The organism is Campylobacter sp. P255 (genome assembly GCF_003627915.1).
In the GTDB taxonomy this organism is placed as follows: Bacteria; Campylobacterota; Campylobacteria; order Campylobacterales; family Campylobacteraceae; genus Campylobacter_D.
Genome location: NZ_NREN01000005.1, coordinates 111,348 through 128,164, shown reverse-complemented (window position 1 = coordinate 128,164; position 16,817 = coordinate 111,348). Strand labels below are relative to the sequence as shown.

Sequence of the window (16,817 nt, the reverse complement as noted above, 5' to 3'; positions counted from 1 at the left end):
ATGTGGAGACGCCTTGCTCCATCCCGAACCAAGAAGCTAAGCACATCGTGGGTGATGATACTACGCCTTACTGGCAGGGGGAAAGTAGCTCATTGCGGACTTGTTAATTCTCTTATTATTCTTACTTTATACATAATCTTACGTTTGTTTTTATTGTTAGTTATTATTTTAGTTTTTATAAAATTTAGTTATTTGCTTAGTTTGGGTTTTAGTTGGGTTATTTTATTTTGGATATTTTTGTTTGTGACATTATTTTTATATTTTTTATTATTTTAGATTATATTTCTTGTGTTTCTTTCTTGTAGTTCTTAATTATTTATAATTTATAGTTTAATTTATAGTTTAATTTATAGTTTAATTTATAGTTTAATTTATAGTTTAATTTATAGTTTAATTTATAGTTTAATTTATAGTTTAATTTATAGTTTAATTTATAGTTTAATTTATAGTTTAATTTATAGTTTAATTTATAGTTTAATTTATAGTTTAATTTATAGTGCTTTTTATTTTTAGATTTTTATGGTTGTTAGGTTTGTTGTTTTATTTATTTCTATGGTTTTTAAATTTCTAGTTTTTAGTTGTTTGTGTTTTTATTGTGAAAATTTTTAATTAATTTGTGCTGATTAGATAGGGTGTTTAGTGTTATTTTTTATTATTTTATAAAATTTAGTTATGTGTTGTTTAGTTATTTATTGGTTATTCTATTTTATTTTTAAATTTTTTTAGTTTTATGTATTATTTTTTATGCTTTAGATTTGTGTTGTTGGCTATTGAATTGTTTTAATGGCTTATTTGGTGGATTGGTTGTGGCTATATTTAAGATATGCATGATTTTAGTGTTGAAATAGTATAAATTATAATTATTCAACTATTTCTTTCTTAATCCTTTAAAGTAAATTTTAGTAAAATATAAAATATTCTTTATAAAGGTTAAAAATGCACTTTACTTTGCTAAATGAAAAAGATTTTTTCAACCCCTACTACCGCAAAAAGCAAATTACGCAAAATGAATTTGACACTTTTTGCAAAGCTTTAACGCAGTATATAAAAAGGCTTGAAAGCTCACAAAGTGAAAATGAAGATTATCTTGTAGCTAACACACTTAGTCCATTTTTAACCATGTTAAATTTCAAAACCCACATCAAAACCAAACAAAAAGGCAAAAGCGAGATCGATTTAGCCATCGCCAAAGATGAGCTTAGTAAAGACTTAGAAGTTCTTATCGAAGCTAAAAAGCCCAACTCAAAAGAATTCATCACCCACGAAAAGCCAAATTCTAAAGCCTTGCATGAGGCTATTTTGTATTATTTTAGAAATAGAGAACATAGCTTTAGTTTGAAATTTATCATCATCACAGACTTTTATAAATTTTACATTTTCAAAGCTAGTGAGTTTGAAGAGCTTTTTTATAAAAACACAAGCTTTAAAAAACTTTTTGAAGAATTTCAAAGCCCAAATTCACTTTTTAAAGGCAACACCGATGAATTTTATAAAGAAGCAAGCAAACTCATAGAAAATTCCAAAGAAAGCTTAAAAGGCTTTTTCATCGACTTGGCATTTTTAAAAGACAAGCAAAAGTCAAATTTCAAAAACCTAGCAAGCATTTTTAAAACCTTTCATAGAGACTTTTTGCTAAATGAATTTAGTCCAAATGACGCAAACTCACTAAACAACGCATTTTATAAAGAGCTTTTATACATCTTAGGTTTAAGCGAGAGCAAACAGCTTTCTAAATTCATCATCACACAAAGTGAGCAAAGCAAACAAACCCAAGGCACGCTTTATCATCTCATAGCGAGCAAACTCCCAAAGCATGATTTTGAAGAGGTGTTAAAATTCATCATACTTTGGTTAAATCGCATTTTATTTTTAAAGCTTATAGAGTCTAATTTGGTTAGATTTAACGATGATAAAACCCTTAAATTTCTAAACTACGAAAAAATTCCAAATTTTACTACCCTTTCACATCTTTTCTTTGATATCTTAGCTAAAGAAAAGCACACAAGAGCGCAGAGTAAATTTAGCTATTTGCCTTATTTAAATTCATCGCTTTTTGAAAAACAAGCCATCGAAAAAACCACACTAGAAATCGCTACTTTAGAAAATGACGCTTTACTAGAGTACCACCCACATACGCAGTTAAAAGACGACAAAGGCAAAAGTAAAAAAGGCAAAGTAGGTTTGCTAGAGTATTTGTTTGAGTTTTTAGACAGCTTTGACTTTGGAGCAGATGAGCAAAGCGAAGAACTCATCAAGCAAAAAGAACTCATCAACTCAAGTGTTTTGGGAAATGTCTTTGAAAAGCTAAATGGCTACAAAGAAGGCAGTTTTTACACCCCAAGCTTTATCACTTCATATATGTGTAAAGTAAGCATAGAAAAAGTCGTGCTTGATAAGTTTAACCATACTTTTAAGCTAAATGCCGCCAAGCTAAGCGAGCTAAGAACCCAGCTACGCCAAGAAAAAATCCCTCAAGAACAAAAACTAGCCTTGCTAAATTCCATACGCATTTGCGATCCTGCGGTGGGAAGTGGGCATTTTTTAGTTTCAGCTTTAAATGCCATGCTTATGGTGCATTATGAGCTTGGTTTGTTTGAAGAGGACTTTTACCTAAGCGTGCAAAATGATGAAATTTTAGTGCAAAATCACAAAGGCCAGTTTTTAGAGTATAAACGCCCTGATTTTGACAAAGACAAAACCCACCTTTGCCAAAAAGAACTTTTCGAGCGTAAAAAAGACATCATAGAAAACAACCTTTTTGGAGTAGATATCAACCCAAACTCATGCGAGATCACTAAACTAAGGCTTTGGATAGAGCTTTTAAAACACAGCTTTTATGAAAGCTTTGATGATGCAAACTATCATGATCTTAAAACCCTACCAAACATCGATATCAACATAAAACGCGGAAATTCTTTAATAAGCTACTTTGAAATTCACAAAAGCCTTTCTCACTACCCCAACATCAAAGAACGCATGGATAAATACAAACGCATAGTCAAAGACTACAAAGAAGGCTTTTACACCGACAAAACTCTCATCGCAAAAGAGATCAAAAACCTCAAAGAGTCTTTTAAAAATTTCTGCTTAAAAGACAAATTTGCCAAAGAGATCAAGCAACTTACCAACGGTGCTAATGAATACTCTAAAAAATACGGCGATTTTTTAGCACAAGATGAAAAAGATGAGAATTTTAGAGCATTTTTCTCTAAAAATATGTTTGAATTTGACTTTGATGAAAGTGCTGCCAAGAAAGAATTTAAAAAGCTTAAAAAGCTTTATGAGAGTATATTTGACTTAGAAAGTGCAAATCCTTTTGAATGGCGTTTTGAATTTAGCGAAGTGCTTGATGAGGGCGGGAATTTTCAAGGGTTTGATCTCATCATCGGTAACCCACCTTACATCAGACAAGAAGACATCAAAGAGCTAAAGCCAAATTTAGCCAAAAATTATAAAGTATATAAAGGCACAAGCGACATTTATACTTACTTTTATGAGCTTGGGTTTAATGTGCTAAAGCAAAATGGTGTTTTGTCTTTCATCACTTCAAACAAATACACAAGAGCAGGTTATGGAGAAGCTTTAAGAGAGTTTTTGCTCAAAAATACCACACTTTTAGAATACATCGATCTAAATGGTATAAAAGTCTTTGATAGTGCTACGGTAGATACTTCCATACTAAGCTTTGAAAAAGCAAAAACTAAAGATAGTAGCTTCAAATACCTAGCTCCAAACACCGAGCTTTTAAAAGAAAACGACTTTAACATAGAAAGCATTTTAAATTTTAACAAAATCGCACAAAATTCCTTAAGCAAAGAAAGCTTTACTTTTAACGATGAAAGCACAAACGCACTAAAAGCAAAGATAGAAAAGCACGGCACTCCACTTAAAGACTGGCATGGGCTTAATATAAACTATGGTATAAAAACGGGCTACAATGAAGCCTTTATCATCACTACTGAAAAAAGAGATGAAATTCTAGCTAAATGCAAAGATGAAGCCGAAAAAGAACGCACCGCCAAACTCATACGCAAAATGCTACGCGGTAGAGATATAAAAAGATATAGTTATGAGTGGGCAGGGCTTTGGGTGATCAACACTCACAATGGCTATAAAAGCAAAAGCGGAGAAAAGATAGAAGCGATAAACATAGATGAATACCCTAGCTTAAAACAGCATTTAAAGCCGTATTATAAAACTTTAGAAAAAAGAACTGACAAAGGAAAAACACCTTATAACCTTAGAAATTGTGCTTATTTGGAGGAATTTGAAAAAGAAAAGATAGGCTGGCAAAGAGTAACCCAAGAACCGAGTTTTATTTTAGAAAACGAGTGTGTTTTATTGGATTCTATGGCTTTTATGGTAGGAAATTCTAAAAATGAACTTAAATATCTTTTGGGATTTTTAAATTCTAGTTTGATATTTTATTATTTTAAAAATATCGGGCATTTATATTCAGATAAAGGTTTTTTATTATCAAATCAATATGTAGAAAAATTTCCTATACCAAAAATAAATTCTAAAAATGAAAAACTAGCAAACGAGCTTATAAGCTTAGTCGATGAGATTTTAGTTTTAAAAGAACAAGACAAAAACGCAGACACCAAAACCCAAGAAGACAAAATAAACTCTATCGTTTACAAACTTTACAACCTAAACGAAGAAGAAATAAAAATCATTGAAGGAAAATGATGAGGGAATTTGACTATAAGCAGCAGATTAAAAAATTTTTAAAAGATAAAAATAATCATAGTTTACTTATATATGGAGGCTGGGGAGTTGGAAAAACTTATTTATGGAAAGAAGTTGAAAATGAAATTAATCCAAAAATAATACAAAAGAAAGATTTGTGGAAAAAATTTAAGTCCAATGCAAATTTTTTTAATCATTTAATAATATTAATTTCTATCATAAAACAATATGTTGGAATTACTCTTATGGGTATTATAAAGTATTTTAATCTTTGTAGTTATATTGAAAATCCAAACAAACAAGTAAAAAATATTGTTTATGTTTCTTTGTTTGGAAAGGAACATTATAAAGAAGTTTTAGAAGAAATAACCCTAAAAGCTTATAAGCATAACAAGATTTTATATTTTATTCGAAATATAACTTTTTGGAAATTGTCTATAGGTGCATTTTTGCAATTATTTATAGAAAAAAATTTCGAAAATATAATTGTATGTCTTGATGATTTAGAAAGGAAATCAGATAAACTTGATATTAAAGATATTTTAGGACTTGTTAATAAACTAAAAGAAGAAAAATGTAAAGTGGTTTTGATATCAAATGAAGATGAAATGTCAAGTAAAAAAAAGATAAAGAAATTTTTGATGCATATAAAGAAAAGTGTATAGACTTAAATATATACATACACTCTAAAGAAGAGGTTGTATCGCAAATTTTAGAAGAAAAAAATCCAGAAATACCTAAAGAAATAATTCCAGACTTGATATATAAAATTAAAAATCTAAGAAATTTAAATAAAACAATAAAAGCCCTTGAGTTTTTTAGCAAAGAATTGCACTTTTCGACTAAATTAAAGCAGAAAAAAGAATATAAATACTTTTTTAAAACTATATCGGAAAAAATAATATTGAAATATGAAAACCTTAATCTAAATAAAGAAAAACAAGAAGGCATACCATTGGAGCATATATTTTTGAAAGCTATTAGTGGTATGATTGAAGATTATGTTAATGGTTCAATTTATTCAATATCTGATGGTAAAAAGATGGATTTTGAAAAAGAGTTAAACAATTACAAGTTTTATGTTGATTTGTATGAGCTGAGAAGTTTGTTGAAGTGTAGCATTAAAAATCCAAATGAAAATATTAAAGAAAAATTTGAAAAATTTTTTAATGATTTTGATGAAAAACAATTAAAAGAATTTGTGTATGAATTAGGATTTATAAATTTTATAGCACTTGATAAAGTATGTAATTTTGAAAAAAATGAAAAAATTATAGAGATGAAAAAATACTGCCTAGAATTAGCAAGTAGTAGTGATTTTAGTGAAAAAATTATCAATATGATATGTGATAGCAATGAAGTATTAAGACAGCATTATAAAAAACTAAAAGCTGAAAAAGCACCATTTAGACCAAATAATACTCTTGGCAAAAGATTGAATATGAACAAAAATGACTATATTGAGATAAAAAATTTTAGTGATTTTCTTGCTCACTTAGAGAAAATAAATAAATTTTCAAAAGAAAAAATAAATGATTTTTTGGATAATAGAATGATTTTTTCATATTGCGATATATATTTTAGTCTTGAAGAAGATAACAAAAATAAGTATCTATGTTTATATGGTATTTATGAATCAATTAAAAGCGAAAAAAGTCAAACTAAAACTTTATAGCGTTATAAGTTAGAAGGATAAAAAATGGGTTCTGAAATTTTAACTCTGTCAGAAGATGAAATTAAAAATATTAAAAAAAAGTTAGCTAATATTATAGGCTCTTCTTATGTAAACAATATAAAGGAAATAGACGAAGAAAGTGTAAATGATTTTGCTATTAATGATGAAGAATATATAAAAAAGCACAAAAATTTATTTATAATGAGTAACAAAGGAGGTGGTCTTTTAGACTTAGAAATAAATTTAAAAGATTTATCTAGCTTGACTGATGATATAGATTTTCAAATAAAATTTGAAGGTTATAGAATAGTATTTGCTAACTCTCAATCTGAAGAAAAAATAAAAATTAAGCAAAATTTATATTTTAGCAATTGTGATTTTAAGGCTATAAAATTAAAAAATATTTGTTTTGAAAAGTTTGAGATAGATGGCTATAAATATGAGAATGATCATAAAAAATCAATAGTATTTAATGCTTGTGAATTTAAAGAGTTGTGTGTAAAAAATAGCACTTTTTCAGAAGAGATTGATTTTAAAGAAAAAACTGAAATAAAATATTTGCATGTAGAATTAAATAAATTTAGTAAGTATTTTTTTATACAAGATTGTGTTATAGGAAATATTAACTTGTGGAAAAATAAATTCGAAAATAGATGTTATTTTGTGGATTCTAAATTTGGATATGAACAAGATGAGAATAATAAAGCAAAATTAAATTTTTCAAATGCTTGTTTTGAAGATAATGCCTATTTTAACAATTCTAAATTTTATAGTTATATTGATTTTCATGAGTGTGAATTTGAAAAAATAGCTTGTTTTTATGGAGTAATTTTTGATAAAGCTCCAAATTTTAGTGCTTGTTATTTTAAAGAACAAAAGGCCGTAAATTTAACAAATGTCAATATAGATAAATTAGATTTTAAATCAATTGAAGGTTATATAGAAGATAATTATCAAGATGAAGCTTATAAAAACGAAATTGAAAATATACAAAGTGAAGAAAAAGAAAAAATAAATCTGATCGATAACAAACATAAATTAAGATGTGCTAAAAATTTAAAAGATTCTTTTAGGGTTATAAAAGATGTTTTGATAAGTCAAAATAATATTTTAGAGGCTCAAGAATGGCATAAACTAGAACTTTATACAAAAGAAAAAGAAACTATGATAAAAGCTACAAGCATAAATGATAATATAGATTTTAAAAATATTACTGCAAAATTTTTAAAAGAAGAATTATATAATTTTACTGAATGGATTAATTTTACATTATTGTTTATATATAGAAACACTAGTAATCACCACACAAGTTTTTTAAAAATACTTAATTTCACAGTTGTAATGATTGCATTGTATGCTTTGTTTCTTTTTTTACTACAAAACGATGGTGCTATTAAATCGGTTTATGGTTTTATAGTTGTACTAGCTTTTGCAACGGTTATAGTTATAGCTTTCGTTTCTTTTATTGTTTGTAAAAATATATTTAAATTACGAATATTAATTGTGAGTATGGTGTATTGTGTATTTTTATTATTATGTTTTCAAACTTTAGAGGCTCTTATTGTATGTTGTTATATTTTATTAGTTTCTTTTGTTAGTTTAATGTTTTTTTGTAAAAAATGCCTGCGTTTTTTTATTGTAGCTTTGGCATATATTGGTTTTTTTGCTGTTTTAATTGAAAAACCACAATTTATCAACCCTTTTATAGGTGTTTTTTCATCAGAAAAACTTCATGAAAGTAAAATTGAAAAAACCATTCAAGATTTAAATTCTAGTTCTATTTTAAATCTTGCAAAAATTTCTCATAAAGATTTTAACCTATCTTGGCATTATCAAGATGTTTCTTTTGTAGAACTAGATGAGGCTAAGAAGTTGACCATGGAAAATAAAGATAATATCTTAGATTTAAAAGAACAAAATTTAACCATAGCAACAGAATTTTTGGGTAAAAAATATACCGAAATTTCTAAAGCTATAAAGCAAGATAAAATCACGTCAAATGTCATAAAATCCACTAGCGTTTTATATAGTATTATACTTTTACTTTGTATATTCTCACTCCAAAAAACTGCACGTAAAAACTCCATAGTGCCAAGCTAAAAAGCATAGTGTGCTTTTTAGCTTAGGATTTACAAATTTCAACATCAGGTGTTACTCTTATACTCATAGTGCTGATTTTATTTAACAAAAATACAAAAAAAAGAAAATATTTGTTAAGCTAAATGTTGGAGATTTTATCAAAAGGAAAAATATGTGGCAGCAAATATATAATCCATTTGACAACATACTTTTAAGTGCTTTGGTGGCTTTTTTGCCTATTTTGTGCTTTTTGCTTTCTCTTGTAGTGTTTAAGCTCAAGGGTTATCAGGCGGGGTTTTTGACCCTCATTGTATCAAGTTTTGTGGCGTTATTTGCTTATGATATGCCATTTTCTTTGCTTGGTGCGAGTTTCATACAAGGTTTTGCAAACGGTATTTGGCCTATTGCTTGGATCATTATCGCGGCTATATTTTTATACAAACTTTCCATTAAGTCAGGTTCGTTTGAAGTGATCAAACAAAGTGTGATGAGTATCACTCCAGATCATAGAATTCAAGTGATTTTGATCGGATTTTGTTTTGGTTCATTTTTAGAAGGTGCTATAGGTTTTGGAGGACCAGTGGCTATCACGGCGGCTTTGCTTGTGGGGCTTGGGCTTAGACCATTATATGCGGCGGGACTTTGTCTCATCGCCAATACCGCTCCAGTAGCTTTTGGTGCAGTGGGAATTCCCATCATCGCTATGAGTAACCTAGCAGGCATAGAACAGCACGGTGTTTCGGCTATGGTAGGTAGAATGCTCGTGCCACTTAGTCTAACCATACCGTTTTTTATAGTATTTTTAATGGATGGCTTTAAAGGAGTTAAGGAAACTTTTCCGGCTATTTTTGTAGCTTCGGTGTCTTTTACCGCTACGCAGTTTTGGAGTTCAAATCACTTAGGAGCAGAACTTCCTGATATCATTTCGGCGGTTGTTTCTTTGTCTGTGACTACGGTATTTTTAAAATTTTGGAAACCAAAAAACATCTTTAGACTAGATGATGTAAAAGACTTCGATAACACGCAAAAACTAGAATTAAAAAAAGTCCTTCTAGCTTGGATGCCTTTTGTGCTCTTGATCATCTGTATAGTGATATGGACTCAACCATGGTTTAAAGCTTTGTTTGCAAAAGATGGTGTTTTAAATTTCATGCAATTTACTTTGAAATTTAACGAAACCCTAGGCGCGATCATAAGCCCTGACATAGTCAACCCACAGATCACAAAAACCATGATCCCATCACACACTATAGACTTAGTCGCACAAGCAGGAACAGCCATTTTAGTGGCAGCTTTGCTAAGCATTGTTGTGCTAAAGATCAAAATCAACGAAGCAACTGAATGTTTTTGGGACACCTTAAAAGAAATGGCCACACCATGTTTAACCATAGGCTTGGTGGTTGCTTTTGCTTTTATCGCAAAAAATAGCGGTATGAGTACGACTTTAGGGCTTGCATTTTCAAATACAGGCGATGCTTATGCGTTTTTCTCTCCTATCATAGGTTGGATAGGTGTGTTCTTAACAGGTTCTGACACTAGTTCGAATTTGCTTTTTGGGACATTACAGCAAGTGAGTGCTCAAAAATTAGGAATTTCAGAGACTTTATTTTTAGCGGCTAATTCCGTTGGTGGAGTGGTAGGGAAAATGATATCACCGCAAAGCATAGCAGTTGCTTGTGCAGCAGTTGGACTTGTGGGTAAGGAGTCTGAGTTGTTTAGATTTACTTTAAAATACTCGCTTGGATTTATCATCTTGATAGGAATTTGGACCTTTATCATAGCGTTTTTCTTCCATGGGATCATACCTCAAGCAGTACTTTTAAAATAAGGAAGTAAAATGAAAAAAGTATATTTATTTGCTACTTGTTTGGGTAGCGCTATCATGCAAGAAAGCGTTTTAAATGCGGTTAGGCTTTTAAGAAGAGAAGGGGTGGAAGTGATATTTAAAAAACAGCAAACTTGCTGTGCCCAACCCTCGTTTAATTCGGGGTATTTTAAAGAAAGTAAAAATATCGCTTTGCATAATATCAAACTTTTTACGCAAGATTATCCCATCATCGTGCCAAGTGGATCTTGTGCGGGTATGATGAGCCATGATTATCTAGAGCTTTTTAAAGATGATGAAAACTTTAGTTTGGTGAAGGATTTTAGTGCTAGAGTGATTGATCTTAGTCAGTATTTAGATGAGGTTTTAAAAGTAGACTATGAAGACAAAGGCGAGCCTATAAAAGTAACTTGGCATTCAAACTGCCATGCATTAAGAATTCAAAAAAGCATCCAAGCGAGTAAAAATTTACTTAAAAAACTCAAAAATGTAGAGTTGATCCCTTTGGAATTTGAAGAAGAATGCTGTGGCTTTGGTGGGACTTTTTCAGTAAAGGAACCTCAAATTTCAAATTCCATGGCACAAGAAAAGATCAAAGACATTCAAAATACAGGCGTAAAATACGTGCTAAGTTCTGATGGCGGTTGTTTGATGAATATCGCAGGAACGATGAGTAAAATGGGGCTTGATATAAAAGGAATTCACTTATATGACTTCTTAAACAAACGCCTTGAAGGGGTAGCGATATGAAAATGGCACATGAGCAAATTGTCGATGTGAAAATTCACGACAAGCAAATGAGGGAAAACTTAAGATCGGCAATGCATACATTGCAAAAAAATCGCTTGAAAATCATTGATGAAAAATTCGAAGACTGGCAAGGTTTGCGTTCTAAAGCAAAGCAAGCAAAAAACAACGCACTTTCAAGCTTACATGATAGACTTTTAGAATTTGAACAAAATGCGACAAAAAACGGTATCAACGTGCATTGGGCGAGTTCTGATGAGGATGCATGTGAAATCATCTATGAACTAATGATCGAAAAAAACATCAGTAAAATTCTCAAAGGAAAGTCTATGGCTAGTGAAGAGATAGGGTTAAACCACTATCTAGAAGCTAAAGGTTTAAAAGCCATAGAAACTGACTTAGGCGAACTCATACTACAGCTAAATGATGAAACGCCGGTGCATATCGTGGTTCCTGCGGTGCATAAAAACCGCTATGAAATCGGAAAAATTTTTGAAGAAAAGCTAGGTTCTAGTTTAGAAAGTGAACCTGAAAAGCTTAATTCTATCGCAAGAAAACACTTAAGAGATGAATTTGAAGGTTTGAAAATGGGCTTAAGTGGTGTGAATTTTGCCATATCTAAAGAAGGGGCTTTTTGGCTGATAGAAAATGAAGGAAATGGCAGAATGTGCACTACCGCAAGTGATATCCATGTGGCACTTTGTGGCATAGAAAAAGTAATGGAAAGCTTTGAAGATGCTGCGACTATGGTTTCACTGCTCACACCATCAGCAACGGGGCAGTTTATACCAACATATAACAATATCATCACAGGCCCTAGAAAAAATGGCGACTTAGATGGCCCTAAAGAAGTGCATGTGGTCCTTTTTGATCATAATCGAAGTAAAATGCTAAATGACAAAGACTACTATGAAGCCTTACGCTGTATAAGATGTGGTGCTTGTATGAATTTTTGTCCCGTGTATGATAAAATCGGTGGCCATACTTATCAAAGTGTTTATCCAGGGCCGATCGGAGAGGTTATCAGTCCTAATCTTTTTGGTATGCAAGAAAATGGAGATATTCTTTCTTTTTGTTCGCTTTGTGGAAGATGTTCTCAAGTGTGTCCGGTGCAAATTCCTCTTGCGGATTTAATACGCAAACTAAGAGCAGCCAAAGTAGGACAAGGAAGTTTTGAAAATATCACGCCAAATTCAGCCGAAGCAATGGCTTTTAAAATTTTTGAAAAAGTGGCTACTTCTCCATTTATCTGGAAAAATACTTTAGCAAATTTGCATAAGTTTAATTGGTTTTTACAAAAAGGAAAAAATTCCTTACCTGTGATCAAAAAATGGAGCGCTTATAAAGAATTTCCGCAAGCTAAGCTTGATCTTTATAAAGAGCTTGAAAAAATGCAAGGAGTTGAGTGTGAGTAGAATAAACGAAATTTCTTCACAAAGCAAAAGATTGATTTTAGATAAAATCAAAAATGCACCATTGTCGCTTGAAAAAATTCCAACTATAGATCCTATCGAGCATATCAAAACAAGTGAAGATATGCTGGGTGAGTTAAAAGAAAAAATGACTGCAAACAAGTACATCGTAGAAGAAAGTACTGCAGATAAACTAGAAGAAAAAATCAACCAAATCGTAGCAAGTTATGGATATAAAAGTTTGATTTATCCACGTAGTTTGAATATAGATATTCAAAAAATCAACGCAGAGCAAAAAACTTGTTTTAATCAAGAAATCGAAAATTTAAGAACTGAGGTTTTTCATAGTGATTTTTCTATCATCGAAGCAAGAGTAGGGGTGAGTTCACACGGAGTAGCTTTGGTGTTATCAAGTAAAGATCAACCAAGAATGCTTTCTTTAGCTCCTATGCTTTGTATTGTTTTGTTAAAAAAGGAAAATATAGTTAAAAGTATCAGCGAGGCTTTAAATTTAGTCAAAAAAGAAAATGCGATTTTACCGAGTAATATTTTATTTATCGCAGGTCCTTCAAGAACCGCAGATATCGAACTTATAACGGTTTTTGGGGTGCATGGCTCTCAAAAAGTCCATATCGTGCTTTATTGATCATAGAATTTACACTTAGTGTAAATTCTTGATTGATTGGAACAAAAATCATTTTAACTGCAAAATCAACACAAACTGCAAGATATGTAAGCAAATAACAATTTTAGCGTAATGGTGGCTATTTTTAAATTTAGTAGTATTTAAGATGTTTTTTGACATAGTAAAAAAAGACGCTAATAAATCAAAACAACAAAAAAGGAGTTTCATGATAAAAACAAGTTTTAAAAAAGCAGTGTTTATACCAAGTATTAGCGTGATTATCATTTTAAGTCTTAGCTGTATTTTTTTGCCTAAGGTGACAAATGATTTTATCAATCACATTAAAAGTGGTATTTTTGCAAATTTTTCATGGTTTTACATCTTGAGTGTAAGTTTTTTCGTGTGTTTTATGCTAGCGCTTGCACTTTCAAAATTTGGCGATATTAAGCTGGGTGATGATGATGAAAAACCTCGTTTTAAATTTACATCATGGCTTGCTATGCTTTTTGCTACGGGTATGGGTGTGGGGCTTATGTACTTTGGTGTGGCTGAACCTCTCATACATAAAAAAGCATTGCAAACAAGTGATGAAGATGCGATGTTGCATACGATTTTTCACTGGGGTATTCACCCGTGGGCAGTTTATGGAGTGTGTGCTTTAGCTATGGCGTATTTTGGTTTTAGATATAAAATGCCATTAAGTTTGCGTAGTGCGTTTTATCCGTTATTGAAAGAAAAAATTTATGGTTTTTGGGGAAATTTGGTCGATGTTTTGGCTTTGATCGTAACGGTTTTTGGTATTAGTACTACGCTTGGTTATAGTGCTTCACAATTGAATGCGGGTTTTTTAAATTTAGGAATTTTGAGCGAACAAAGCTTTTTAGAACAAAGTGTGATTATTATCATTATCATTTCTTTGGCGACACTTTCTTCGATTAGTGGTTTGACAAAGGGTTTGAAAATTTTAAGTGAAGCAAATTTGGTTTTGGCAGTATGTTTAATGCTCTTTGTACTTTTTTCAACCGAGACAGTAGAAATTCTTTCGCAGTTTACTTCTAATATTGGCAATTATTTGCAAAATTTAATCGCTTTGAGTTTTAAGACTTATTATTATGAAAAAGAGCATATTGAATGGTTTAATAACTGGACTATTTATTACTGGGCTTGGTGGCTTAGTTGGGCGCCTTTTGTGGGATTTTTCATCGCTAAAATTTCTCGCGGTAGAACGATACGGGAATTTATCTTTGGTGTACTTGTGGTGCCAACGAGCTTGAATATACTTTGGTTTAGTATTTTTGGCAATAGCGCATTAAATCTTAACGATGTTTTAAGCCCGTATACTTCCACTCCTGAAAGTTTGTTGTTTTATTTTTTGCATAATTTTTCTTTTTCTTATCTTAGTTCTTTGCTTGCGCTTTTGGTTTTAGCTTTATTTTTTATCACTTCAGCAGATAGCGGGATATTTGTGTTAAATTCTTTAAGTAGTGGCGGGGCAAGTGAGCCTTATAAATGGCAAAACATTCTTTGGGGTTTTGTGCTTGCATTATTGGCTACTTCTTTGCTTTATTCAGGTGGCTTGGGTGCGATCTTAAATATCACAATGATCGTAGCGTTGCCTTTTGCGTTTTTACTGTGCTTGATGTGTTTTTCGCTACTAAAAGGTTTAATCGTAGATGTAAACTACTCTTTAACGAAGTTAAGCCAAAGTAGCGTGTATTTTTCAGGAGACTTTTGGCAAGAAAGACTTGCAAGAATTTTAAAACAAAGCAAAGAACAAGACATACAAAGATTTTTAAGCATTCAAGTTAAAAATGCCATGGAAGAATTAAGCCAAAGCTTAAAAGATTATGGTTTAAAAACGCAAATCATTCAAGAAAAATCAAGCATTAGTTTGACCATCAAAAAAGAATTTGCTAAAGACTTTATTTATGGGGTACAAGTGGTAAAAAAACAAGCAAGCCAAAGCATAATCGATGATAAATTTATGCCAACTTACTCTAAAGAGTTTATTTTCGAGCCGCAAACTTTTTTTGCAGATTCGCGTAATGGCTACAATATAGAGTATTTAAACGAACAAGAAATCATCGTGGATATACTAAAACAATACGAACGATATTTGCAGCTTTTATTTGATGATAAAAATGAAATTTTTACCAAAGCTTATGATTAAAAAGCGTTATAATTACATTTTATCTTTGTATGAGAAAGGTTAAGAATGTTACGTTTTTTGTTTATGTTTTTTTGTGCGTTCAATCTTTTTGCCGCTACGCCAAATGATACGATCATCATCGCGGTAGAAAATGAACCAGAGCGTATCAATCCGCTTTTTAGTGAGGATCATGATGTGGCGATTGCACTTGTGTTTTCAGGATTGACACGTTTTGATGAAAATATGAAGTTAGCGCCTGATCTTGCTAGTGCTTGGAAGGTTAGCAAAGATGGCTTGACATATGAGTTTGAGTTAAGAAAAGATGTATCGTGGCATGATGGGGTGAAATTTAGTGCCAAAGATGTAGAATTTAGCATAAATGCCTTAAAAGATGAAAAACTCAATTCTCCTTCAAAGGTAAATTTTGACGCAGTTAAAGCAGTAAAAATCATCGATGATTATCATCTAATCATCACTCTTTCAAAGCCTTTCCCCGCTTTTTTAGATGCTTTAAGTGTGGGTATTTTGCCAAAACACTTGCTTGAAAAAGAAAATTTAAACACCACTAAATTTAATCAAATGCCCATAGGAACGGGTGCTTATAAGTTAAAACAGTGGAAGCAAGGTCAGTACATGATCTTAGAAGCAAATGAAAACTACCATTTAGCAAAGGTAAAAACACCAAAGCTTATATTAAAACATATTAAAGATCCAAGTATTAGCGCGATTGAACTTAAAAATGGTTCTATTGATGTGGCTTTGGTGGATTTTGCTTTGGCTTCTGATTTTAAAAACGATCCAAATTTTAAAATGCTTGTAGAGCCTTCGGCTGATTACCGTGCTTTAATGTTTAACTTTGATCATGAATTTTTAAAAGATCAAAATGTGCGTTTGGCGTTGAATTATGCTATCGATAAGCAAGCTATTATAAATTCTCTTTTGCATTCTTTTGGAAAGGTAGCTAGCCACCCTTTAGAGAAGTCATGGGCGGGCCCTAAAAAATTTGCAAGTTATACTTATGATGTAAAGAAAGCAAATGAGCTTTTAGCTAGAGCAGGTTTTGTAAAAAACAAAAATGGCATTTTAGAAAAAGACGGCAAAGAGCTAAGTTTTGAAATGTATGCTATGAGTGAAGATCCTTTAAGAGTAGCTTTGGTGAATATCTTACAAAGTGAGTTTTTAAAGCTTGGTATAAAAGCAAAAGCAGTAGCTAAGCCAAGTGGAAGTTTTGACTATACGAAAATTGATAGCTTTTTGGTGGGTTGGGGCAGTCCTTATGATCCTGATTTTCACACCTTTAGGGTTTTTGAGAGTTCTCAAGATAGTGCTTTGAATTCAAGTGGGTGGAATTTTGGACATTATCACAATGCTAAAGTTGATGAGGCTTTAAAAAAAGCTAGAAACTCACTTGATATAAATGAAAGAAAAAAATATTATCAAGAATTTATCCACGCTTTATATGAAGATCCTGCGTTTTTGTTTATCGCTTATATTGATTATCCTTTAGTTTTTGCCAAAAATATCCATGGTATAAAACCACATATTTTAGGTCATCATGGAGTGGGCTTTACGTGGAATGCTTATGAGTGGAGCAAAAATTAGTGCTAAAACTC

General features: G+C 31.2%; 10 protein-coding genes. All 10 read left to right on the top strand.

The annotated features are described in order from the left end of the window. The first annotated feature begins 936 nt into the window (after positions 1-936). The 10 genes from CKA54_RS04035 (at position 937) to CKA54_RS03995 (ending at position 16,806) form a co-directional block, all read left to right on the top strand. Positions 937-4,692 carry an Eco57I restriction-modification methylase domain-containing protein gene (locus CKA54_RS04035; RefSeq protein ID WP_120760189.1) on the top strand — a complete coding sequence of 1,252 codons (3,756 nt, stop codon included), beginning with the start codon at positions 937-939 and terminating at the stop codon, positions 4,690-4,692. Next, positions 4,692-5,357 carry a P-loop NTPase fold protein gene (locus CKA54_RS07755; RefSeq protein WP_253254851.1) on the top strand — a complete coding sequence of 222 codons (666 nt, stop codon included), beginning with the start codon at positions 4,692-4,694 and terminating at the stop codon, positions 5,355-5,357. The genes CKA54_RS04035 and CKA54_RS07755 overlap by 1 nt, the downstream gene beginning before the upstream one ends. 92 nt (positions 5,358-5,449) lie before the next feature. Then, positions 5,450-6,367, top strand: coding sequence for a hypothetical protein (locus CKA54_RS07750; protein WP_253254850.1), 918 nt, complete (start codon positions 5,450-5,452; stop codon positions 6,365-6,367). 24 nt (positions 6,368-6,391) lie between these two features. Then, positions 6,392-8,467 (top strand): hypothetical protein, encoded by a 2,076-nt coding sequence (locus tag CKA54_RS04025; RefSeq protein WP_120760187.1) that lies wholly within the window; start codon positions 6,392-6,394, stop codon positions 8,465-8,467. A 136-nt stretch (positions 8,468-8,603) separates the two neighbouring features. Then, a complete protein-coding gene (locus tag CKA54_RS04020; protein ID WP_120760185.1) occupies positions 8,604-10,274 on the top strand; it encodes an L-lactate permease in 1,671 nt (556 codons plus the stop codon). Between the two features lie 9 nt (positions 10,275-10,283). Beyond that, positions 10,284-11,021 carry an NAD-independent L-lactate dehydrogenase, oxidoreductase subunit gene (locus CKA54_RS04015; protein WP_039664618.1) on the top strand — a complete coding sequence of 246 codons (738 nt, stop codon included), beginning with the start codon at positions 10,284-10,286 and terminating at the stop codon, positions 11,019-11,021. Continuing rightward, positions 11,018-12,433 (top strand): LutB/LldF family L-lactate oxidation iron-sulfur protein, encoded by a 1,416-nt coding sequence (locus tag CKA54_RS04010; RefSeq protein ID WP_120760183.1) that lies wholly within the window; start codon positions 11,018-11,020, stop codon positions 12,431-12,433. The genes CKA54_RS04015 and CKA54_RS04010 overlap by 4 nt, the downstream gene beginning before the upstream one ends. Continuing rightward, entirely contained in the window at positions 12,426-13,076 is a 651-nt protein-coding gene (locus CKA54_RS04005) for a lactate utilization protein C (protein WP_120760181.1), read from the top strand. Before CKA54_RS04010 ends, CKA54_RS04005 begins: the two co-directional genes overlap by 8 nt. Positions 13,077-13,281: 205 nt before the next feature. Beyond that, a complete protein-coding gene (locus CKA54_RS04000) occupies positions 13,282-15,225 on the top strand; it encodes a BCCT family transporter (protein WP_120760179.1) in 1,944 nt (647 codons plus the stop codon). 45 nt (positions 15,226-15,270) lie between these two features. Then, entirely contained in the window at positions 15,271-16,806 is a 1,536-nt protein-coding gene (locus CKA54_RS03995) for an ABC transporter substrate-binding protein (RefSeq protein WP_120760177.1), read from the top strand. The last annotated feature ends 11 nt before the right edge of the window (positions 16,807-16,817 follow it).